The 20,587-nt window shown below is 58.0% G+C and carries 22 protein-coding genes and 1 pseudogene; 10 read left to right on the top strand and 13 right to left on the bottom strand.

Annotation, left to right across the window (positions count from 1 at the left end; genetic code table 11):
- The first annotated feature begins 2 nt into the window (after positions 1 to 2).
- The 3 genes from ACA057_RS14060 to ACA057_RS14070 all read left to right on the top strand — a co-directional run bounded on the left by ACA057_RS14060 (position 3) and on the right by ACA057_RS14070 (position 2,909).
- Positions 3 to 1,289 (top strand): NAD(P)/FAD-dependent oxidoreductase, encoded by a 1,287-nt coding sequence (locus tag ACA057_RS14060; RefSeq protein ID WP_497349257.1) that lies wholly within the window; start codon positions 3 to 5, stop codon positions 1,287 to 1,289.
- A 382-nt stretch (positions 1,290 to 1,671) separates the two neighbouring features.
- Complete coding sequence (locus tag ACA057_RS14065) at positions 1,672 to 2,220, top strand: cupin domain-containing protein (RefSeq protein ID WP_084322852.1); 549 nt, start codon at positions 1,672 to 1,674, stop codon at positions 2,218 to 2,220.
- Between the two features lie 218 nt (positions 2,221 to 2,438).
- Positions 2,439 to 2,909 carry a GNAT family N-acetyltransferase gene (locus ACA057_RS14070; protein WP_497349260.1) on the top strand — a complete coding sequence of 157 codons (471 nt, stop codon included), beginning with the start codon at positions 2,439 to 2,441 and terminating at the stop codon, positions 2,907 to 2,909.
- Between the two features lie 84 nt (positions 2,910 to 2,993).
- Here ACA057_RS14070 and ACA057_RS14075 read toward each other — a convergent pair.
- Positions 2,994 to 3,176: pseudogene (locus tag ACA057_RS14075) on the bottom strand (addiction module antidote protein); the annotation flags it as partial.
- Between the two features lie 87 nt (positions 3,177 to 3,263).
- The gene (locus ACA057_RS14080; RefSeq protein WP_497349262.1) at positions 3,264 to 3,557 is read right to left on the bottom strand and encodes a fructose-bisphosphate aldolase; all 294 of its coding nucleotides are present in this window, start codon (positions 3,555 to 3,557) and stop codon (positions 3,264 to 3,266) included.
- 495 nt (positions 3,558 to 4,052) lie between these two features.
- Here ACA057_RS14080 and ACA057_RS14085 point away from each other — a divergent pair, with 495 nt between their 5' ends.
- A complete protein-coding gene (locus ACA057_RS14085; protein ID WP_497349264.1) occupies positions 4,053 to 4,475 on the top strand; it encodes an HD domain-containing protein in 423 nt (140 codons plus the stop codon).
- Positions 4,476 to 4,854: 379 nt separating this feature from the next.
- Here ACA057_RS14085 and ACA057_RS14090 read toward each other — a convergent pair whose 3' ends face one another.
- Positions 4,855 to 5,073, bottom strand: coding sequence for a PLD nuclease N-terminal domain-containing protein (locus tag ACA057_RS14090; RefSeq protein ID WP_497349266.1), 219 nt, complete (start codon positions 5,071 to 5,073; stop codon positions 4,855 to 4,857).
- A gap of 275 nt (positions 5,074 to 5,348) precedes the next feature.
- Between ACA057_RS14090 and ACA057_RS14095 the strand changes: the two genes are divergently transcribed.
- From ACA057_RS14095 to ACA057_RS14105, 3 genes are read left to right on the top strand one after another with little or no spacing between them, the layout of a single operon-like run.
- On the top strand, positions 5,349 to 5,837 hold the full coding sequence (locus ACA057_RS14095) for an Hcp family type VI secretion system effector (RefSeq protein ID WP_497349268.1): 489 nt from the start codon (positions 5,349 to 5,351) through the stop codon (positions 5,835 to 5,837).
- A 7-nt stretch (positions 5,838 to 5,844) separates the two neighbouring features.
- On the top strand, positions 5,845 to 6,819 hold the full coding sequence (locus ACA057_RS14100; RefSeq protein ID WP_497349270.1) for a hypothetical protein: 975 nt from the start codon (positions 5,845 to 5,847) through the stop codon (positions 6,817 to 6,819).
- Positions 6,819 to 7,205, top strand: a complete 387-nt coding sequence (locus ACA057_RS14105; RefSeq protein ID WP_497349272.1) for a hypothetical protein — start codon at positions 6,819 to 6,821, stop codon at positions 7,203 to 7,205. Before ACA057_RS14100 ends, ACA057_RS14105 begins: the two co-directional genes overlap by 1 nt.
- A 221-nt stretch (positions 7,206 to 7,426) precedes the next feature.
- Here the strand turns inward: ACA057_RS14105 and ACA057_RS14110 are convergent, their stop codons facing one another.
- From ACA057_RS14110 to ACA057_RS14140, 7 genes are all read right to left on the bottom strand, one after another.
- Positions 7,427 to 8,842: a purine-cytosine permease family protein gene (locus ACA057_RS14110; RefSeq protein WP_497349274.1), complete on the bottom strand. Its 1,416-nt coding sequence runs from the start codon at positions 8,840 to 8,842 to the stop codon at positions 7,427 to 7,429.
- A gap of 274 nt (positions 8,843 to 9,116) precedes the next feature.
- Positions 9,117 to 10,265 carry an acetylornithine deacetylase gene (argE, locus tag ACA057_RS14115; protein ID WP_497349276.1) on the bottom strand — a complete coding sequence of 383 codons (1,149 nt, stop codon included), beginning with the start codon at positions 10,263 to 10,265 and terminating at the stop codon, positions 9,117 to 9,119.
- The gene (locus ACA057_RS14120) at positions 10,262 to 10,939 is read right to left on the bottom strand and encodes a DUF1028 domain-containing protein (RefSeq protein WP_497349278.1); all 678 of its coding nucleotides are present in this window, start codon (positions 10,937 to 10,939) and stop codon (positions 10,262 to 10,264) included. The genes argE and ACA057_RS14120 overlap by 4 nt, the downstream gene beginning before the upstream one ends.
- Before the next feature lie 165 nt (positions 10,940 to 11,104).
- Positions 11,105 to 11,521, bottom strand: coding sequence for a RidA family protein (locus tag ACA057_RS14125; protein WP_201202981.1), 417 nt, complete (start codon positions 11,519 to 11,521; stop codon positions 11,105 to 11,107).
- Positions 11,522 to 11,548: 27 nt separating this feature from the next.
- Entirely contained in the window at positions 11,549 to 12,859 is a 1,311-nt protein-coding gene (locus ACA057_RS14130) for a flavin-containing monooxygenase (protein ID WP_497349280.1), read from the bottom strand.
- A 292-nt stretch (positions 12,860 to 13,151) separates the two neighbouring features.
- Positions 13,152 to 13,640, bottom strand: a complete 489-nt coding sequence (locus ACA057_RS14135; protein WP_497349282.1) for a copper chaperone PCu(A)C — start codon at positions 13,638 to 13,640, stop codon at positions 13,152 to 13,154.
- A complete protein-coding gene (locus ACA057_RS14140) occupies positions 13,640 to 14,245 on the bottom strand; it encodes an SCO family protein (protein WP_497349284.1) in 606 nt (201 codons plus the stop codon). The genes ACA057_RS14135 and ACA057_RS14140 overlap by 1 nt, the downstream gene beginning before the upstream one ends.
- 297 nt (positions 14,246 to 14,542) lie before the next feature.
- Here ACA057_RS14140 and ACA057_RS14145 point away from each other — a divergent pair, with 297 nt between their 5' ends.
- Positions 14,543 to 14,743: a YbdD/YjiX family protein gene (locus ACA057_RS14145; RefSeq protein ID WP_497349286.1), complete on the top strand. Its 201-nt coding sequence runs from the start codon at positions 14,543 to 14,545 to the stop codon at positions 14,741 to 14,743.
- 193 nt (positions 14,744 to 14,936) lie between these two features.
- On the top strand, positions 14,937 to 15,737 hold the full coding sequence (locus tag ACA057_RS14150) for a hypothetical protein (protein ID WP_497349288.1): 801 nt from the start codon (positions 14,937 to 14,939) through the stop codon (positions 15,735 to 15,737).
- A 41-nt stretch (positions 15,738 to 15,778) separates the two neighbouring features.
- Here the strand turns inward: ACA057_RS14150 and ACA057_RS14155 are convergent, their stop codons facing one another.
- A complete protein-coding gene (locus ACA057_RS14155) occupies positions 15,779 to 16,519 on the bottom strand; it encodes a hypothetical protein (protein WP_497349290.1) in 741 nt (246 codons plus the stop codon).
- Positions 16,520 to 16,829: 310 nt separating this feature from the next.
- Positions 16,830 to 17,078, bottom strand: a complete 249-nt coding sequence (locus ACA057_RS14160; RefSeq protein ID WP_497349292.1) for a hypothetical protein — start codon at positions 17,076 to 17,078, stop codon at positions 16,830 to 16,832.
- Between the two features lie 450 nt (positions 17,079 to 17,528).
- Between ACA057_RS14160 and ACA057_RS14165 the strand changes: the two genes are divergently transcribed.
- Positions 17,529 to 18,197 (top strand): ATPase, encoded by a 669-nt coding sequence (locus tag ACA057_RS14165; RefSeq protein WP_497349294.1) that lies wholly within the window; start codon positions 17,529 to 17,531, stop codon positions 18,195 to 18,197.
- 41 nt (positions 18,198 to 18,238) lie between these two features.
- Here the strand turns inward: ACA057_RS14165 and speF are convergent, their stop codons facing one another.
- Positions 18,239 to 20,422, bottom strand: a complete 2,184-nt coding sequence (gene speF, locus ACA057_RS14170) for an ornithine decarboxylase SpeF (RefSeq protein ID WP_497349296.1) — start codon at positions 20,420 to 20,422, stop codon at positions 18,239 to 18,241.
- Between the last annotated feature and the right edge of the window lie 165 nt (positions 20,423 to 20,587).

Here is a 20,587-nt window from a genome sequence, read left to right on the forward strand (position 1 = left end):
GTATGAAACACACAACACATGTAAACAGCTACTACGCCGCCACCCGCAACTTCACCGGCGAATTCCCGGTGCTTGAAGAACTGGTGGAATGCGACGTCTGCGTGATCGGCGCCGGCTACACCGGTTTGTCTTCGGCCCTGTTCCTGGCTGAAGCCGGCTACAGCGTGACCGTGCTCGAAGCCGCCAAAGTCGGTTTCGGCGCCAGCGGTCGCAACGGCGGCCAACTGGTCAACTCCTACAGCCGCGACGTCGACGTCATCGAAGAACGCTACGGCGACAAGACCGCCGAAGTCCTCGGCAGCATGATCTTCGAAGGCGCCGACATCATCCGTCAGCGCATACAACACTACGACATCCAGTGCGACTACCGCCCGGGTGGCATCTTCGCCGCGCTGAACAAAAAGCAACTCAAAGGCCTGGCGGAGCAGAAAAGCAGCTGGGAACGCTACGGCAATAAAAACCTGCAAATGCTCGACGCGGCGGACATCAAGCGCGAAGTCGGCTGCGACAACTACGTCGGCGGCCTGCTCGACATGCAGGGCGGCCACATCCACCCGCTGAACCTGGCCCTCGGCGAAGCCTCGGCCATCATCGGCCTGGGCGGCAAGATCTACGAGCAATCGGCGGCGGTGGAAATCACCTACGGCGAACCGATCACCGTGCGCACCGCCAAAGGCGTGGTCCGCGCCAAGTACCTGCTGATCGCCGGCAACGCCTACCTGCCGCAAGACCTCGACAACCGCGTCACGCGCAAAAGCATGCCGTGCGGCTCGCAAATCGTCGTCACCGAACCGTTGTCCGAAAAGGTTGCGCGCAGCCTGATCAAAAACAACTACTGCGTCGAAGACTGCAACTACCTGCTCGACTACTACCGCCTCACCGCCGACAACCGCCTGCTGTACGGCGGCGGCGTGGTCTACGGCGCCCGCGAACCGGACGACATCGAGCAACTGATCAAGCCGAAAATCCTCAAGACCTTCCCGCAACTCAAGGACGTGAAGATCGACTACCGCTGGACCGGCAATTTCCTGCTGACCATGTCACGCATGCCGCAATTCGGCCGCATCGAGAAAAACGCCTACTACATGCAAGGCTACAGCGGCCACGGCGTCACCTGCTCGCACCTGGCCGGCAAACTGATCTCGGAAATGATCCGCGGCGACGCCGAACGCTTCGATGCGTTCGCTTCGTTGCCACACATGCCGATGCTCGGCGGCCGTACCTTCCAGGCCCCACTCACCGCCATGGGCGCCGCGTACTATGCGCTGCGTGACCGGTTCGGCATCTAATCAACCCAATCCCTGTGGGAGCGGGCTTGCCCGCGATAGCGGTCTAACAGCTGCAATTGATGTTGAATGTGATGTCCTCATCGCGGGCAAGCCCGCTCCCACAAGGGATTTATGGTGGGCACGAAATCTGTGCACCATCGAGATCAAACTGTGGGAGCGGGCTTGCCCGCGATGAGGCCAAGCCAGCCGCCATCAATGCCACCTGACCCACCCCCAAAAGCCTTTTTACCCAACCACCCATCGAACCTGCTGAGCAACACCACCAAACGTGATTTAATACCCGCCTTTCACATTTCCGGGACAGGGAAGCGGTACCTTCGCGGCCAAAAGTCGCCCGCCATCCACCCCCATAACCCTTAAGTATTCTTCGCATAAGGCTGTCATGGACACGGGCTCACGACTCAAATTAGTACGCGAAAGCTACAAACTCTCCCAGCGCGAGCTGGCCCGGCGTAGCGGCGTCACCAATGCCACCATCTCCCTGATCGAACAAAATCGCGTCAGTCCCTCCGTCAGCTCCCTGAAAAAACTGCTCGAAGGCATCCCCATGTCCCTGGCGGACTTCTTCACCTTCGACCAACCACCTCGCGAACACCAATACGTGTTCCGCGCCAACGAACAACCGGACCTCGGGCGTCATGGGCTGCGGTTGCTGCTGATCGGCGCATCAGTGCCGAGCCGGCAGATGCGACTGTTGCGCGAGCAATACGCGCCGGGCGCTAGTTCAGGGGAAGAGCCGATTGTGCACTCGGAAGGCGAGGAGTGTGGGCTGGTAACGCGGGGCACTGTTGAGCTGACGGTGGATGGGCAGATTAGTGTGCTGAATGCCGGGGATGGGTATTACTTTCCGACGACGCTGCCGCACAAGTTTCGCAATATTGGGGCGGATGAGGCGGAGATTATTAGTGCCAATACACCGGCTAACTTCTGATGTCGTCATTCCCCTCTAGAATTGACAATTCAGACCATCCAAAACACTATCGGCCCATGACCTACACACGCCGCATGAACATGATGTGCTCCTCCATGACCGCCTCTGGCGGGCCGTGAGGTCACGCGTTCATAGGATTTGACGTAGTTACCCAAAGCCCCGCCAGAAATGGACGGGGCTTTTTAGTTCTCCGTCCACCGATAACCAACGGAGATGAAATGTTCGAGATCAGACGCGCCAAGCCCAGCGACGCCCAAGCAGCATTCGACATTCGCCTTCAAGCGATACGGCACCAGTGCATCGGCGCGTACACCACTGAACAAATGCTGGCCTGGACGAAAGGATCAGCCGAGGACGGGTACAGCGAGTTGATGGAAAAACACTTTTATCTGGGCTGTATTAACGATGAACCCGTAGCGACTGGAATGCTTGATCTGGAAAACAGTGAAATCGGCGCGATCTTTGTACTCCCGGGTTTTATGCAACAAGGCATCGGCGTGAGGATCCTGAACCACTTGGAATGCGTGGCGCGGGATTTAGGGCTGAAGGAGGTCAATCTGGACGCCACGTTAAACGCGGCTGACTTTTACCGGCGATGCGGTTTCGTGGGTGACGAGCCTGCTATTTACCATTCGCCCTCTGGGCTTCAGTTGGCTTGTGTTCCGATGGTGAAGGAACTTTTACTTTGATGGGACGGTTGGCTGGGCTGTTCTGATTCTGGGGAAAACAGGTCATAAAGCCCTCGCAGGAGGGGGCTGAAACTCGATAATTGCAGCTTTTGCAACTTCACTCAGTGCATGAACAAGCGCCGTGGCGCCCGCCTTCATACTTTCAGCAATGTAAGCGGCCATAATTTCCGGGCTATCGAGGAAGCGGGAAGCTTCGTGACAGTTGGTACCAGAAGTGTCGACGTTGAGGATTGGCATGTCCTCGGGATTGAATGTTGTTTCTCTCATGTCATTTACCTTTCATACAACGCCCGGTTGAGGATTTCTGAGGCAACAAAAACCCGCATTGACGCGGGTTTTTTGTGTGAAATTCGGTCATTGACCTGTGGAAGTATCAAACCCTCGCTGCTCAATCACCCGAAACACATCACTCACATCCTGGAGCAAGATCCGAGCAATGTTGGCGACGGTGTTGATGTCGTTTTCGGCGTAGTCGGGGAGGCTGGTGCAGCCCATGAGCTGGAGGTAGGGGAGGACGGCGTTGAGGCGTTCGCTGACGCAGTTGTGGAGTTCGCGGAGTGGGGCGTCGCTGTCGACGAGCAGGACGGGGTAGTCGGTGGCGAACTGGGACATGGGGGTGAAGCGGCGGGGTGGGTTTTGGGTTGTCATTGGTTTGATCCTAAAAAGTTAATCACACCGTCAAATCCATTTCACAGACGGAAATCGTCTGTGTCGTGGCTGGCGGTACTCGGTGTCCTCTTTTTAGGGCTGCGAATCCCTGGACCAAACTATAAGCAGCGATTTTGGTGCCTGCAAACGGGTGTGTAGGACGTCTGCTCGGCTTTTGTAGCAGATGGCGCAGCCTGCGTTCGGCTGCGCAGCAGTCGTAAATCAACCACCTCGGTTTGACTGAAACACTGCGGCGCCTCATTTTGCGGCTGCTGCGCAGCCGAACGCAGGCTTCGCCAACTGCTACAGGGGTTGGGGATGTTTAAAAGTGTGGTGGAGGGTGGGGTGGTTTCGGGGCATAGAAGAGAATGCGCCCTTGCCGCAATGGATGATTTCCTACACGATTTTCGGATGTCGATTTTTAGATCCAGGCTTGGTCCATGCTGAAAACCAACATGACCGACCACTACGACCTCCCACCCAAGGAAAACCAAGATGACTCAATCACTGGAACGTGCCATCGCCATCGCTGCCGCCGCCCACGAAGGGCAGGTCGATAAGGGCGGTTCACCGTACATTCTGCACCCGCTGAAGGTGATGCTGAGGGTCGACACGCTGCAAGAACGGATCGTGGCGGTCCTGCATGATGTGGTTGAGGACTGTGGCATAAGTCTCGAGGATTTGCGTAACGAAGGCTTCAGCGAAACGGTGCTGACGGCGATTGAATCAGTGACCAAGTTGCCGGGAGAGTCTTATGAGGCGTTCGTCGAGCGAGCGGCGCAGAACCCGATTGGCCGAGTGGTGAAACTGGCTGATCTTGAGGAGAACAGCGACTTGTCGCGGATTGCCCAGCCGTCCTGGGATGATCTGGAACGCATTGAAAAGTATCGAAGGGCGATTGGCGTATTGCGCTCCTGACCTCTATCAGTAGGCGACGAGGACGTTGTGTGAAGGGCGTCTTTCGCGGTCTGAGATTGATCAGTTGGAGGGGATGATTGCGGGGTTGGAGTCGCTGGCGGATGTTGGCGAACTGGTACGGTTGACGGCAAAGCGCGCGGAGTAGGCGAGTTGCTGGATAAAGACGACTGAACCCGGCACTGCTCGGTTTTTTGTAGCAGCTGGCGAAGCCTGCGTTCGGCTGCGTAGCCGTCGTGAACTCAGCATGCGGGTTTCACCTGATACACCGCGACTGCCGATTTTGCGCCAGCTGCGCAGCCGTACGCAGGCGGCGCCAGCGGCTACAAGGAGCGGTTTTGCTGTCCGGCAGTTGCTGGGTCCACTCGCACACCCACCGCCATCATTGTCTGGCCTGAGGTGAATGAGGATTGTGTTCGGTGTGTTTCGGCCCCGCCAATGCCCACGCCACCACCCCGAACAGCGGCACAAACACGATCACTACGATCCACAAGAGCTTGTTGCTCGATTTGCCTTCGGCTTTACGCACCCGGTTGATCGCCCACAACTCAACCAGCAAAAGCACTGCTGCGAGCACGATCCAGATTGTTTCGATTTGCATTAGCCACCTCCTGATAGTCATTCAGTTAGGTGGGCGCTCGCGGCCAGGGTTCATTTTATCGGTGTCTGAAGTTCGACCAGCGTCCCGTGCGGGCAGCGCAGATTCCAGCGTTTTTTGGCTTCGAAGGAAATGCCCTACAGCTCGAAGCCGGAGCTGAATAGGACCGTTCTGATTCCTCCATTTGGCGATATCCCGATAGGCATTTGCTTCGTCAAAGCACCGTACATTCACTCCTGAAAAAATGATTGGCGATTCCATCATCAAGGAGAGAAAGCATGGCGTTTGACGCGTTCGTCAAAATCGAAGGAATTCCCGGCGAAGCCCTGGATGAAAACTACCGCGACTGGATTGAGGTCAGCGGATACAGTTTCAGCACCCATCAAGGTACGTCAGGAACGGCCAGTTCCAATGGCGGCGCGAGCTCTGGCCGTACGACGCTGAGCAACTTCACCTTCACCAAAGTCTTGGACAAATCCAGTTGCAAGCTGATGGAGGCCAGTTGTGCCGGCGAGCATTTGAAGGAAGTCAGTTTGGTGCTGAGCCGTGCGGGTGGTGAGAAGCTTAAATATTTCGAAGTGGTGCTCGAGGAAGTCATCATTGCCGACTACATGCAAAATGCCTCCCCCGGCGTTCCTGTAGAAATCGTGCAACTGAATTATGGCCGCATCAAGACCATCTACACCCAGCAAAAGCGCAGCGATGGCGGCGGGGGCGGCAATATTGCGGGTGGCTGGGATCGCATCAGTAACAAGAAATATTCGTGAGGCTGAAATGGCAGAGCCTCTAGCGTTTATCAATTCGCAAACCCAGTCTTACGCATCCCTCAAGGCGCAGTTGGGCCTGACAGATGTTTCCAAAAACAAATTCGATGCGCTCAACAGCCACATCACCAACACCGTGGTGCTGGCAGGTGAGCTGGTGATCATCGGTGATGCCTCTACTTCATCCAGTACCAGTCAAGAGGCGTACTTGATGGCCAAGGCACGCGAGATCCATATCGGCTTGTTGACCAACCATGTTGATGCGGACGACTTCTTTCTCGACAACTTCGATCTGCTGAAAGAGGTGCTCTTTTACGGTTCTATTGGTGCCGGTGTCGTCAGTGACGGGTGGAGCAAGCACATGGCCGCGATCGGGAAAACCCTGGAAGAGATCGAGCAGTTGCATAAGGAGTTTCTGCGCACAGGATCAGTAACCGCCAGGAAAAGGTTTTTAGCCGAGCGCGTCATCTTGTTTAGCAAACTGGAAGGGCAGCTTGCAAGGGCAACCTCTTATGGCTCCGGGCTTCGTCATCAAGGTTCGATAAAAAGAATGCTTGGGATTTCTACCAAGCGCTATTTGCATACGGGCGAGATTGTGGGGTATGCGGAAAAAGTCGATGGCGTGGCCAAGGCTGCGAAATTGATTAAAAGCGGAACCTATATTGGTACGGCGCTGACGGTTGCTTCCTCCGGGCTTGAGATCAGGAACGCGTGTGCGCTGGGGCGGGAAGATCAGTGTACGAGGGCTAAATATGTGGAGGGTTCTTCTTTGGCTGGAAGCTTGGCAGGAGGGGGATTTGGGGGCTTTATAGCTGGGTATACAGCAACGCTTGGCTGCGTATTGGTCCTAGGAATACCTACCGGAGGTTCCGGGGCACTTTTGTGTGGGGTGGTTGGCGGCGCAGTGGGAGGGGTTGTTGGTGGGAAACTCGGCGGCGCCGGTGGGGAAATTATTGGCGAACGTATCTACGGAGAAGTGAGGTAATGACCCAAATTCCGCTCGGTCTAATTGGCCTCTGCATTGGGGTTCCGCTGATTCTTATAGAGATTTGGTTGATTTACATGGTTCTCGTCTACACAGAAAAAGCGGAAGCGCTATTGCCAAAAAGTAGCTTCGTGGAGGCGAATAAAGCGGCGTACTCGCAAGCGGGACTTATCGGAAAAGGCATGCGTAATGGCTTTCTTACGTTGGTTTTAGCTATACCTGGGCCGTGCGCTAAGAAAGGTATTATTGATATCTCTGATGCTGAAAATTTTCCGAAAGGATTTAAACGGATGTTGTTTGTGTCGTGGGGTTCAGGTTTCTTGTTTTTTTTAGCCTTGATGATATTCGGTGGTTACATCAAATATATGGAGTCCTGCCACATCTGAAGGCTGAAGATAGAGGTCTCCAGTCTGCTGTTGATTGGCTGCAACCAGATACTACAAAGCCCCAAATTATCAGGGCTTTGGCTTGTGCTTATGTGGTTTTCGGGTTTCGTCGTAGTGCGTGGAGCTAGACATAAGCAAGTTATGCTCGCGAGCGGTATGACATTCAGCATTAATGCTGAATGTCAGGTCCTCTTCGCGAGCAAGCCCGCTCCCACAGGGGGTTACATGCTGTTTGCCAATTTCCCACTCGACAGGCGACGCTTGTACGCCGTGTCGCGGTTGGCCAGCCAGAAGTACAGCGGCGATGTCACCAACAGCCCCACCAACCAAGACAAATCCGCCCCATTGATGTGCTCTGAAATCGGCCCGACATACAGCGGCGTGTTCATGAATGGAATCTGCACCACGATCCCGATCGCGTACGCCAACAACGCCTGCGGGTTGTACCGGCCATAGATTCCGCCATCGACCTTGAAGATCGAGTTGATGTCGTATTTGCCTTTGTGAATCGCATAGAAGTCGATCAGGTTGATCGCGGTCCACGGCACCAGCACCACGAGCAGCACCAGCACCATGTCGACGAAGTGGCCGATGAAGTTGGCGGACGCGCCGACGGCGGCGAAGCAGCAGGCGGCGAGGATGATGATCGAGAGGACGGCGCGGCTTTTGGCGGTGGGGATCCAGCGGTAGGCGAAGGTTTGTACCAGGGTGATCAGCGACAGCACGGCGCCGTAGAGGTTGAGGGCGTTGTGGCTGATGACACTGAGCAGAAACAGCACGAGCATCAACGGGCCGATGGAGCCGGTGGCGAGTTTGACCGCGTCCATGGTGTCCATGCCGACGGGTGTGGCGAGGACGGCGACGGCGCCGAAGATGAACGAAAGGCTGGAGCCGAGCACGGTGCCCAGGTAAGTGGTCCAGAACGTCGAGGCGACGGGTACGTCAGCCGGCAGGTAGCGCGAGTAGTCGGACACATACGGTGCGAAGGCGATTTGCCAGAGCGCGGCGAGCGACACGGTGGCGAGCCAGCCGGAGATGTTGAAGCTGCCACGGGTGAGGAAGTCGGCGGTCTGCACGTGGGTGAAGATGTAGCCGAAACCGAGCACGATGCCGGCGCCGAGTACCCAGGTGCCGATGCGGTTGAGCACGTGGATGAAGCGGTAGCCGATGATGCCGATGATGCCGGAACCGAGGGCACCGATGACGATGCCCACGGGCACCGGCACGCTGTCGACCACGCCATGCAGGGACTTGCCGGCGAGGACGATGTTGGAGGCGAAGAAGCCGATGTACATGATGCCGGCGATCAGCACCACCAGCAGGGCGCCGAGGGAGCCGAACTGGGCGCGGCTCTGGATCATTTGCGGAATGCCCATCTGCGGGCCTTGCGCTGAGTGCAGCGCCATCAGCACGCCGCCGACCAGGTGGCCAACAAGGATGGCGACGATGCCCCACACCAGGTTCAGGTGGAACATCTGCACGCCGAGGGCGCCGGTGACGATCGGCAACGGCGCGATGTTGCCGCCGAACCAGAGGGTGAACAGGTCTCTTACCTTTCCATGGCGATCTTGCGGGGGCACGTATCCAATCGTGTGTTTTTCGATGAGCGGGGCGGAGGTTGTTTCAGAGGTGACCATGACGAACTCCAAGGCAAAAGTGAGTACGTGGACGTACTTCGGTGAGCGCCGCGTGAACGACGCTTTTCTTGTTGGAGTTGATGATGTGCGGTGGGGAGTGAGAGATAAATTAGTAAGTTTGTGGGTATAGACGTTAAAAAATGTATGTCTGTGCGGATGGCGAAAACCCTGTGGGAGCGGGCTCGCTCGCGAAGGCGGACTGGCAGACAACAGAGGTGTTGAATGTTAGTCCGCCTTCGCGAGCAAGCCCGCTCCCACAGGGTTTTTGGGTGATTCAGCTGATTGATTGCAACATCCGATTCAGCATTTCATCGCAGCCGTTCAATTGCGCCAGGCTGACGAACTCGTCGGGTTTATGGCCTTGGTCCATGCTGCCGGGGCCGCAGACGACGGTGGGAATGCCGGCGGCGTCGAAGAGTCCGCCCTCCGTTCCGAACGCCACTGTGCCGAACTCCCGTGAACCGGAAAATGCAGCGATTAACTCAGCGGCTTCGCTGTGCGCATCGGTCGCCAAACCGGGATACGCCGACAACTCACTGAAGCGGATTTCACTCTGTTCACTCACAGCGCGCATGCGCGGCAGCACTTGCTGTTCGGCGTAGGTCTGCAGTTCCTGCGCCACCAGACTCGGGTCATGTGAGGGCAGGGCGCGGATTTCAAAGTCGAAACGGCAATCGGCGGGGACGATGTTCAATGCCTTGCCGCCGAAAATCACGCCGGTTTGCACCGTACTGAACGGCGGATCAAACCGCGCATCGTGATGTTCCGGGGCTTTGAGCCGGTTGCCAATCCGCCCCAGTTCGCCGATCAGTTCGGCGGCGTATTCAATCGCATTGACCCCCAGTGGCGCGTACGCCGAGTGGCACGCTTCACCGTGAATGTCGCAGCGCATCGCCAGTTTGCCCTTGTGACCGAGCACCGGTTTGAGCTCGGTCGGTTCGCCAATGAGGCACAGCATCGGTTTGACCGGGCGCTTTTCCAGTTCCGACAGCAACGAGCGCACACCAAGGCAACCGACTTCCTCATCGTACGAAAGCGCGATGTGTACCGGCAGCCGCAACGTGGCCTTTACCAGTGACGGAACCAACGCGAGCACGCAAGCGATGTAGCCTTTCATGTCCGCCGTGCCGCGACCGTAGAGTTTGCCGTCGCGCTCAGTGAGTTCGAACGGCGCAACCGTCCACGGCTGACCATCGACGGGCACCACGTCGGTGTGGCCCGACAGCACGATACCCGGCCGATCCGCCGGGCCAATAGTCGCGAACAGATTGGCTTTGCTGCGTTGTTCGTTGTAGATCAGTTCGCAAGGCACGTCGAAGCGTTCGAGGTAGTCGCGGACAAACTCGATCAGGTGCAGGTTTGATTCGCGGCTCGTGGTGTCGAACGCCACCAATTGCTTTAGCAAATCGCGGCTGGTGCTCATCGGTCGTCTCCGGCAACGCCGTAGCCGGGGGATTTGTCGGGGGCCAGGGCGCGGTCGATGTAGTCCTGAACCTGTGGGCGATACGCGTCCCACAATTTCTGCAACTGGCCGATGGGGTCTTCGTCTGCCCAGTCGACCCGCAGGTTGATGATCGGCCAGGTCAGTTCACCGACCACCACCACCGCCGCCGAATGCACCGGTCCGGCTTCACCACCCGCTGCGATAGCGGCCTTCATCGCCGCGAGCAGGCGGTCGGTCAGTTGACCTTCGCCTTGCTCAAACGCGCTGACCATGGCCTCGATCACCGCACGGTCCGCCAGCATGTTGCCGGCCGCCACGCATTGCTCGCCGGAGACGGCGTTGTGATTGCCCAGGGTTTGGGAACCGCTGAAATGCGCGGTGCGGCCGAGGTGGTCAATCGCCGTGATCTGTCGGTACTGGCTGTAGCCGTTGCGGGTCAGGACGTTGTCCAGCGCCTCGGCGGGGGCGAGGCCTTGTTCCATGAGGGCCAGGGTTTCCGGGCCGAGGGACGGCAGGGTGATGTTTTGCGTGGAGACGGCGCCGACACCCGGCAGCAGCCACGGGCAGCGGGCGCCGACGGCGATGCTGGAGGAACTGATCGCGATGCCGAACTGACCGGTTTCGGGGCAACGGGCGGCGATGGAGAAGGTCATGGTTTTGCTCCTTGTTTGGCCTTGAGGAAAAGGTCGTCTGGGCGGGCGCCATCGCGAGCAGGCTCGCTCCCACATTTGATCTGTGTCGCACACACACTTTGTGTTCGCTGAAGATCCCCTGTGGGAGCGAGCCTGCTCGCGATGGCCGCAACTCGGTAAACCTGCTTACTCAGGAATCACCGCAATCACATCAATCTCCATCAACCACTGCGGCTGCCCCAACGCTGACACCACCAACCCGGTCGAAATCGGAAACACGCCCTTTAGCCATTTCCCGACTTCCTGATACACCGGCTCGCGATACCGCGGATCAATCAGGTAAGTCGTGGTTTTCACGATATGGCTCAGGTCGCTGCCGGCTTCTTCCAGCAACTGCTTGACGTTGCGCATGGCCTGTTCGGTTTGCGCACGCGGGTCACCAAGGCCTACCAGTTTGCCTTCGAAATCGGTGCCCACCTGGCCACGAACATAAACGGTATTGCCGGCCCGGACGGCCTGGCACAGGTCATTGTCCAGGCTCTGGTTCGGGTAGGTTTCCTTGGTGTTGAACATGCGAATACGGGTATGGGTTGGCGTGGACATGTGACGCTCCTGAAAAAGAAAAATGGCTTAAGCGCTGACCGTGGTTTTAAGGGCGACCGGGGCGATGTCCGCCTCGCGTTGCGCCGCATCGTGGTAGTCGAGATACGAGCGCTGGATGGCGATGTGGTCGGCCACGTACTTGGCGTCGTGCCAAACACCCCAGATGAACGAAGAACCGCGACGCGACTGCCACGGCAGGCCGAGGAAATACACTCCAGGCTCGCTCGACACACCGCGCTGGTGCTGTGGCTTGCCGTTATCGTCGAAGGCATCCACCTTGAGCCAGCTGTAGTCCGTGGCGAAACCGGTGGCCCAGATGATCGAGGTCACGCCAGCCTTGACCAGGTCCAGCTCAAGAATCGGCTGGGTTACGCACTCAGGATCGGGGAAGGTAATGCGCGCTTCCGGCTCTTCCGGCAGGTCCAGGCCATTACGCTCAATGTAGGCATCGGCGGCATTGAGCAGCGCCAGATAGTTCTCATCGCCGCGCGCCAGGTTGTCGGCCAGGTTCGGCTGGAACGTCGCCACGCTGCCATTGAATGCCTGGGTCAGGCCGACCAGCGTCATGCCGCGATGGGCCAGCCCGCGGAAGTCCACCGTGCGACCGCCATGCGCACCGCTCACGGCGATGGTCACGTGTTCGCGCCCCGGCTTCATTGCCGCCTGATCCCACTCGCCGAGCACACCCAGCCACCAGCAGAAGTCACGGTTGCGATAGGCGCGAGGAGGGCGATCGTGCGCGCCTACCGAGAGGTAAACCTTCTTGCCGGCACGCTGCAATTCATCCGCGATTTGCACGCCGGACGAACCCGCACCCACAACCATCACCGCGCCCTCGGGCAATTGCGCCGGGTTGCGGTAATCAGCGGAGTGGATCTGCATGAACGGCTGATCTTTCGGCGCGATCGGCGGGATAACCGGACGCTGGAACGGCCCGGTGGCCGCCACCACACGGTTGGCCTCGATCACGCCTTCGGAGGTTTCAATGGTGAAGCCCGGGCGACCGACATTGCGTTCAACTTTCAGCACGTCCACGCCGGTGCGGATCGGTGCGTTGAACTTCTTCGCGTAGGCTTCGAAGTAATCGGCGACACGTTCTTTCGGTGCAAACTCGTCGGGGCTGAGGTCGTCAAAATCAAGGCCTGGAAAGCGGTCGTGCCACGCCGGACCATTCGCCACCAGCGAATCCCAGCGCCCGGTGCGCCAGCGCTCGGCGATACGGTTGCGCTCCAGCACCAGGTGCGGCACGCCGAGTTTGCTCAAGTGTTCACTCATGGCCACGCCAGCCTGACCGGCGCCAACAATCAGCGTATCTGTTTTTATTTTTTCATTGGTCATCTCTATACCCTTCGAGTCGGATTTAGGTCGCTAACGGCCTGCCATTTCTTGGGCTCAAGACTAGGGATCACCCTGGTATCGGTAAAATATTATTAAGCTGGCATTTGAGTATAAATAACTGAGGCAGAGCGGTTTGAGGTGTCTGGAACGCGGGTTTTCAAGCGGGGTGGGGCGGGGGCGAGGCTAACGCCGGGTGAAATCAGGCATTGGGGTCGATAACAGACGAGACATCCAGCACTCGGGTTGAGCCGTCCTTGAACGGCTCAGTAATTAGCCCTGAGATAAATGACCGTCAGTGCATCTTGCTGTGATCAGCCATGCCCAGTGCCCGCGCTTCGGCTTGCACCTCGATCTTCTCTTTCTCACCCTTGGCGTTTTCCACGATCAGGGTCAGCGGGACTTTATCGCCTTCCTTAACCTGAGCCGTCAGGTCAATCAGCATCACGTGGTAGCCATGCGGGTCAAAGCTCACCGGCTTGCCGGCCGGCAGCGCAACGGACTCGACCTGACGCATGCTCATCACGTCGTCTTTCATGCTTGATTGGTGGATTTGCACGGTGTTGGCGACAGGCGACTGTACGCTGAGCAACTTGCTGTCGCTGTCGGCTTGCAGGGTCATGAAGGCACCGGTCGACTGCTGGCCGGCCACCGTCGCGCGGACCCAGGCGTCGTTGACCTGGGTTTGCGCGGAGACCTGCCAAGCCATGCCGATCAGGGAAAACCCCAGCACCAGCTGTTTAATACGGCGCGAAAAAGCGGTGGTTGCGCGTAGCGAATTCATTAGCAGACTTCCATGACGGTGAGCAGATCTTCTGCGCACTCTTGGGCGGTAAGGGACGCGGACAGCCCCAGGCGCAAGTTGCCCCGGGAGTCGAAGACGTAGCTGGTGGCGGTGTGGGAAAGGGTGTAGCTGGAACCGCTCGGGACCTTTTCATAGAACACGCCGAACTCCTTGGCGGTGGCGGCGGTTTGTTCCAGCGAACCGTGCAGTGCCTCAAAGCTTGGGTCGAATGACTTGACGTAGGCGTCGAGCATTTGCGGTGTGTCGCGCTCAGGGTCCAGGGTGATGAAGATCACTTGCAGTTTCTCGCCGTCGCGGCCCATCAGTTTCTTGGCTTGCACCGCACGGGCCAGCGTCGTCGGACAGACTGCCGGGCATTGGGTGAAACCGAAGAAAATCATCGGCATCAGACCGCGATAGCTGGTCAGCATCTTCGTTTCGCCCTGGGCATCCTTGAGCTTGAAGGTACGCCCCATGATCTTGTCGCTGAGGTCCTTGCCGTACTTGAACGACAGTTTGCTGCTGTCATCACAACCGGCGAGCAAACCCAGGCTCAACAGGCTCATGCCGCGCAGGACTGTGCGACGGGTATACAAGGTACTCATGGGAAAAAATCCTGTGTAGCGACGTGAGATCTACTGCGGCTGATTAATCAGACGAAAAAAGCGCGTGGATATTAACAAACTGTTGCCGTGCTCCGCACATTGTCTGACGAAGGCCTGTTCCGGTACAGCGTCAGAAAACACATAAAAGTACAGATCAGACCAACGTTCACCGCCATCTGTAGCAGCCTCGCAAGCTCGACAGCTGCTACAGGGGTTGTGTTGTGTGGTGGCTGACACATTGCAGATACAAAAGTGCGCTTTCATGGGCCTGTCCCCATCCACAAAGTGAGCGTTGCCATGTACCCCAAACTGCAACAGGCCGCCAAATTCCTCAGCCAGAGCGCGCGTTTGATGGTCGGTGTCCCCGATTACGACAACTATGTCGCCCAGATGGCGATCAAGCACCCGGATCAGCCGGTCATGAGCCATTCGGCGTTTATCCGTGAACGTCAGGAAGCCCGCTACGGTGGTAAACAATGCACCACGCGTTGCTGCTGAACGTCCCGCCCGGCGCGCCAGTCAGCACAATATTCTGCTCATTTCCTTGCGGCTGCTAAGCTTCGATCTGGCTGCGTCCGGGCCCGTTAAAGGCCGGCCGTTGATAGCGTGACGACGGAGTACCCCTGCAGTTCCGCCGCCCACCTCAAATGAGGTGGCGAGGGACTGTCGGCAACCTGCACGGAGGCAGGCAATGGTGATCAAGCACGTGGGCAATTCGAGTGCGGAGGCTGTTCCCGAGCCACTCGATCGTGAAGAAATGGAGCAGGTGCTGTCGCTGCTGCTGGCCAGTCCGTTGTTCGCCAAATCCAGGCGGATGGGCAGCCTGCTGCGGTTTCTGGTCGAACATGACCTGCAATCGTCGAACATTCCTCTGACTGAACATGCGATCGGCATCGCGGTGTTTCGCCGTGACCCGGCGGTTTACTGCACCGGTGATGATCCGGTGGTGCGGGTGCAAATGGGCCGGTTGCGGCGCAAGCTCGCCAGCCATTACGCCTCCGTGGGCCAGCACGATCCTGTGCGCCTGAGCATCCCGGCCGGTTGTTATCGGTTGGCGTACCAGCGGCTGCGGCCCAAAGGGCTTGGCATGCGCCATCCTGTTCTGCAGCTCCAGCCGTTTACCTGCATCACTGCCGATGGCGATGATTTTACCCGGGGCTTGTGCGAAGAGTTGAGTTGCCGGCTGTTCGAGTCCTTCGAGCAGACGCAAACCCAGGCGAACCACGTGTTGATGAAGGTGCCGCGCAGCAGTGCGAAAACACCGGAGTCGGTGCGTGCGGGGCGCAGCAGCTATTTCCTGGAGGGCAGCGTGCGGGTGGAGCCGAGCCGTGTCCGCGCCTCTGTGCGCCTGATCGATGTCGCTCAGGGACGGATTCGCTGGTCAGCGCAGTTCGATCGCAATCGACCGTACGGCATCGCTACCCAGGAAGATCTGGCGGAGTCCATCTGCCGCTCACTGACCGGCTATTTCTCCCGGGCGGACGCCTCATGAATGGAGCGGGGGCAACCGCAAGGTTGCCCCCGATGCGACGGTTACACAGTTTTCCATTCGCCGCCTTCGTAGAGGCGGGCGGCATCATTAGCGAAGGTCAGGTCTATTTCGATGGACTTGGAACGCGAGGTGCTGAACATGGTACTGGTCTGCACGTTCTGTTCGAACCACACGAGAATAGTCTCGACCGGGGTCAAAACGGTGTTGCCGGTGACCACCTGGTTGACTGCCACGTAGATGGGCGTGCTGACCTGATTGCCATCAATGCCGGTGGACAACTGGTTGACCCCCGGGTGAATGGGCGCGTAGTTATTCACCAGCGTGAAGGAGACGTCGGGACCGCCCGTTACCGCAGCGCCCATCAGGCCGCTGGAGTCAAGTATCGAGGTTTGTCCCAGTCCAATATTGACGGTGTTGGTCGAGGCTTTGACGGTGACGTTGTCCTTGAACACATTGGAGGCGAACAGCTGGTACTGAGGCGTCCAGCTGAATTCGTTGTTGCTTAGATAGGCGTCATAGGATTGCCAGACCACGTTGTAGTCTTCGGTGCCCACCTTCTTGGCGAAGCACAGTTTGTAACCGGACTTCTTGAGCAGGGTCAGATCACCGGGGGCGATCTCGATGGTGACCACTTTTTGGGTCGCAGCCAGGGTCGATCGCAACACCTTGCCATAGTCAGCGTGGGTCAGGGCTCTGGTGGCGCCCAGGATCGACTTGACGGCTTCTTGCACGTCATTTTGAAGTTGTTGGCCGTGTTCGCTTAAAGCAATTGATTTGCTCATGGTTTCCCTATTCCTTGGTGGTGTGTTGGGCAATCAATGGGCAGCGGGCATCGAATTGCACAAGCGGCACCCGTGACAGGTCTCCCATGCCTCCGTCGAGGAAAGCGGGCGGTGCCGATGATGTGTCACAACCCTGTAAGCACATTGACGGTTTCACTGTAGGCGCGCCGTGTGGGGCGGCGAAGTGTCTTGGCGTTACAGTCGCGAGGGCCGTTGAGCCGGTGCGGATCAGGCAGGTAACACGCTGCGTAACGCCGGTGTATCAAGGGCAGAAACAGCGGGGCGGCCGTTCGACCGCCCCACCGAGGCCTCAGTGAGCCGGGGTGCTTGCCTTCACATCAGCCCAGACGAAGTTCCAGCTGTTGCGTTTGCCTTTGGCAATCTCGATCAGCTTGTTCTCATAGCTGGTGTGATTGACCGTGCCGGTGTAGGTCAGCTTTCGGCTCTCGTTGTTGCCCGTCACCGTGCCCGGCGTGCCGCCAACGTCGGTCATGGCTTTTTTCATATCGGTTTCCGACGGGGCACTCTTATCGTTTTTTTCAACGGTTACAAAACTCATGGTGTCACCTCTTCCGTGATGGGGGGATCGGTGGACGACCGGGCCGACACGCTTTCACGTCCATGTCATCACACCGAAGCCATACTCTATTGGCCGGTCGAGCGGCGCAGAAGTGACAACACGGCTTGTAAGGTAACAACGCGGATACAGCAGAAACGGGCCGCGTAACCCACACGTATCAGCCATCCAATGACTGATGACCCTGTGGGAGCGGGCTTGCCCGCGATGAGGCTTTCACATTCAAAATCTACGTTGACTGATACACCGTCATCGCGGGCAAGCCCGCTCCCACAGGGATGGGGGGACACATAAATCCCGGGCATCTGCCGATACCGCGTCAGCCAATCATTCGTTTGATCGATGACGACCATCAATAAACGCAAGTTCTGTTTTTCCGCCAAGGGAGGAGGATAGCGTCATGTCGAACTCGCCATTGAAGGAACCTGTGCGATGAGAATGTCTACCTTGCTTGCCTTTGTTGCCGTGTTGACCGGCAGTGTGGTCGCCGCAGCGCCTGCCTACGCGGCCGATCAGTCTTGCCATTTTCCCCCGGTAGGCGACAGCACCGCCCGCTTGCAACACGCCCAATCGGTGGGGGTGCTCTACAGCGAAAACACTGTCGAAACCCTCCAATACCTTGAGCAATACCACTCGGTGGCGTTGAACGGCGCGAAGAACCCTGCGCTGGATTCACGCATCAGCCACGCGTTCGTCACCAGTTCCGATCCGAATCGGGCGATCAATTGGCTGATGGGTTCGCTGCAGAAAGAATTCGCTTCGGTAACCGTCTACGACAACCTCGACGCGGTGGTGCAAGCGCATCCTGACGTGGTGGTGATGCTGGACACGTACAGCCGTCTGGTGTCGAAGCGCAACAACCAGGTCGAAGCGCGCTTCCTGGCCAAGTTCTACGACGCGAACCTGCAATACATCGGCAAGGCTGAAGGCTCACGGGAACAGCAGATGCCCTCGGTCTGGGTGCACGACAAGGCAGCGCCGCAGATTGCCGCGCAGATCGACCAGCAAACCGCGCTGCAAATCAACGCGCTGAAGCAGTTCGATGCGTCATTGAAAGCCCTGGTGACGTCGGGGAACGTGGCGCAAGTCGCGAACAATTGACGGCCACCCGATCGTGCATCGGGTGGTGTCATGGGCAGGGCTCAGTTCTTGATCACATAGCCATAGGCGCGGATGCGACCCCCATCCTCTTTCAAGTACACGCCCTGAAGTTCCGGAGTGAAACCGGGCAGTGAGTTGATGCCGTCCTCCAATGCCAGGAAGTACTTGAGCACCGAACCTCCCCAGATTTCCCCCGGTACGACGCAGAGCACGCCGGGTGGATACGGAAGGGCACCTTCGGCGGCGATACGACCGTCCGCCTCTGTCAATGCCACCAACTCGACGTTGCCGCGAATGAATTCGAATTGGGCCGCCTGAGGGTTCATCGCCTTTTTCGGGAAGTGTTCCTTGCGGAACATTGCCTTCTGCAATTGCTGGACGTTGTGGTTGCGGTAAAGGTCGTGCATTTCCTGGCAGAGCTGGCGAATCGTGTAGTTGCGATAGCGCTCTTCGTACCGCGCATAGATCGCCGGCAACACCCGGCTCATCGGCGCGTCATCATTGATGAAGCGTTCAAATCGCGCGATCTGCGCGGCCAGATGGGTCATCTTCGCCCAGTCTTCGGCCGGGGTGAGCAGGAACAGAATCGAGTTCAAGTCACACTTTTCCGGAACGATGCCGTTCTCCCGCAGGAAGTTGGCCAGGATGCCGGCATGAATACCAAAGTCGGTGTAACTGCCATCGACAGGGTCGATGCCAGGCGTGGTAAACAGCAACTTGCACGGGTCGATGAAGTACTGCTTGTCTCCATAACCGGAGAACGCATGCCAACGATCTTTCGGATGAAACTCGAAAAAGCGGATGTCGTTGGCGATTTCTTCAGTGGGATAGTCTTCCCACGCACGCCCTTCGATGGTGTCCGGCACGAACGGGCGGACCATGGTGCACGCTTCCAGGATCAACTTGCGCGCATCGATGCCGAACTTCACGCAGTCTTCCCACAGGCGCAGGCCACTGCGGCCAGAGTGGATGCGCGCGTTCACGTCCAGTGAGGCAAACAGCGGGTAAAACGGGCTGGTCGACGCCTGGGCCATGAACGCATTGTTGAGCCGCGCATGGTTGCAATAGCGGGCCTGGCCTTTGATGTGGCGGTCTTTCTTGTGAATCTGCGACGCCTGGGAAAACCCCGCCTGCTGTTTGTGCACCGATTGGGTGACGAAGATGCCGGGATCGTTTTCATGCAGGTCAAGCAGCAGCGGCGAGCAATCCTTCATCATCGGGATGAACTGTTCATAGCCCACCCACGCCGAGTCGAACAGGATGTAGTCGCACAGTTTGCCGATGCGATCGACGACCTGCCGGGCGTTGTAGACGGTGCCGTCGTAGGTCCCCAATTGAATGATCGCCAGGCGAAACGGCCGTGGCAGGTTCGCCCTGTCTGGCGCGACTTCGCTGATGAGTTCACGCAGGTAGGATTCTTCGAAGCAGTGGGCGTCAATCCCGCCGATGAAGCCATAAGGGTTGCGCGCGGTTTCCAGGTACACCGGCGTGGCGCCGGCCTGGATCAGCGCCCCTTGGTGAACGGATTTGTGGTTGTTGCGATCGAACAGCACCAGGTCGCCAGGGGTGAGCAGGGCGTTGGTCACGACTTTGTTGGAGGCCGATGTGCCGTTGAGGACGAAGTAAGTCTTGTCGGCGTTAAACACCTTCGCCGCATGTTTCTGCGCCAAAAGCGCTGGGCCTTCGTGGATCAGCAAGTCGCCGAGCTTGACGTCGGCGTTGCACATGTCGGCGCGAAACAGTGTCTCGCCGAAGAAATCGAAGAACTGCCGGCCAGCCGGGTGCTTGCGAAAAAACTGGCCGCCCTGGTGGCCGGGGCAGGCAAACGTCGCATTGGCGGATTCGGTGTAGTGTTTGAGCGAGTCGAAGAAGGGCGGCAGAAGGCCCTCTTCGTAGGCTTTGGCGGCCGTTTCCAGTTGGTGGCCATGGTATTCGGCGTTGTTGCGCGAGGGATCAAAAATGCCGTTGACCTGCAGCAGCACATCTTCCAGGTGCTGGTAGACGTCCCGGGCACGTGTGCCGGTGCCGGGGGCGGTGACCAGGAAAATCGGAATATCAAACCCGGTCCGCTGGATGTCGTCCAGGGCGCCAGCGATCACATCTTCCACCGAGAACACCGCGACCGCGACGTCGGTGTAGTCGGTCTGATTGAGCGGGACCACTTCCCGTGAGGTCTGGAAACAATCAAACACGGTATCACTGGCGGCTATTTTTAAAGCTTTCATGCGGCGAATCTCCTAGCGACATTCACTTGTCTGCTGTTTTTGAAGAGATCAATTTCATAGGGCGCCTTCAAGCTGCCCCGATCCAGAGTAATGCCAACAGTGGTTATAGGTCATGACGTGGAACAGGTTTTGATTCTTTAGTCCTTCCCGAGGATTCGAGGAACC

This window comes from Pseudomonas sp. LBUM1661, assembly GCF_059695925.1.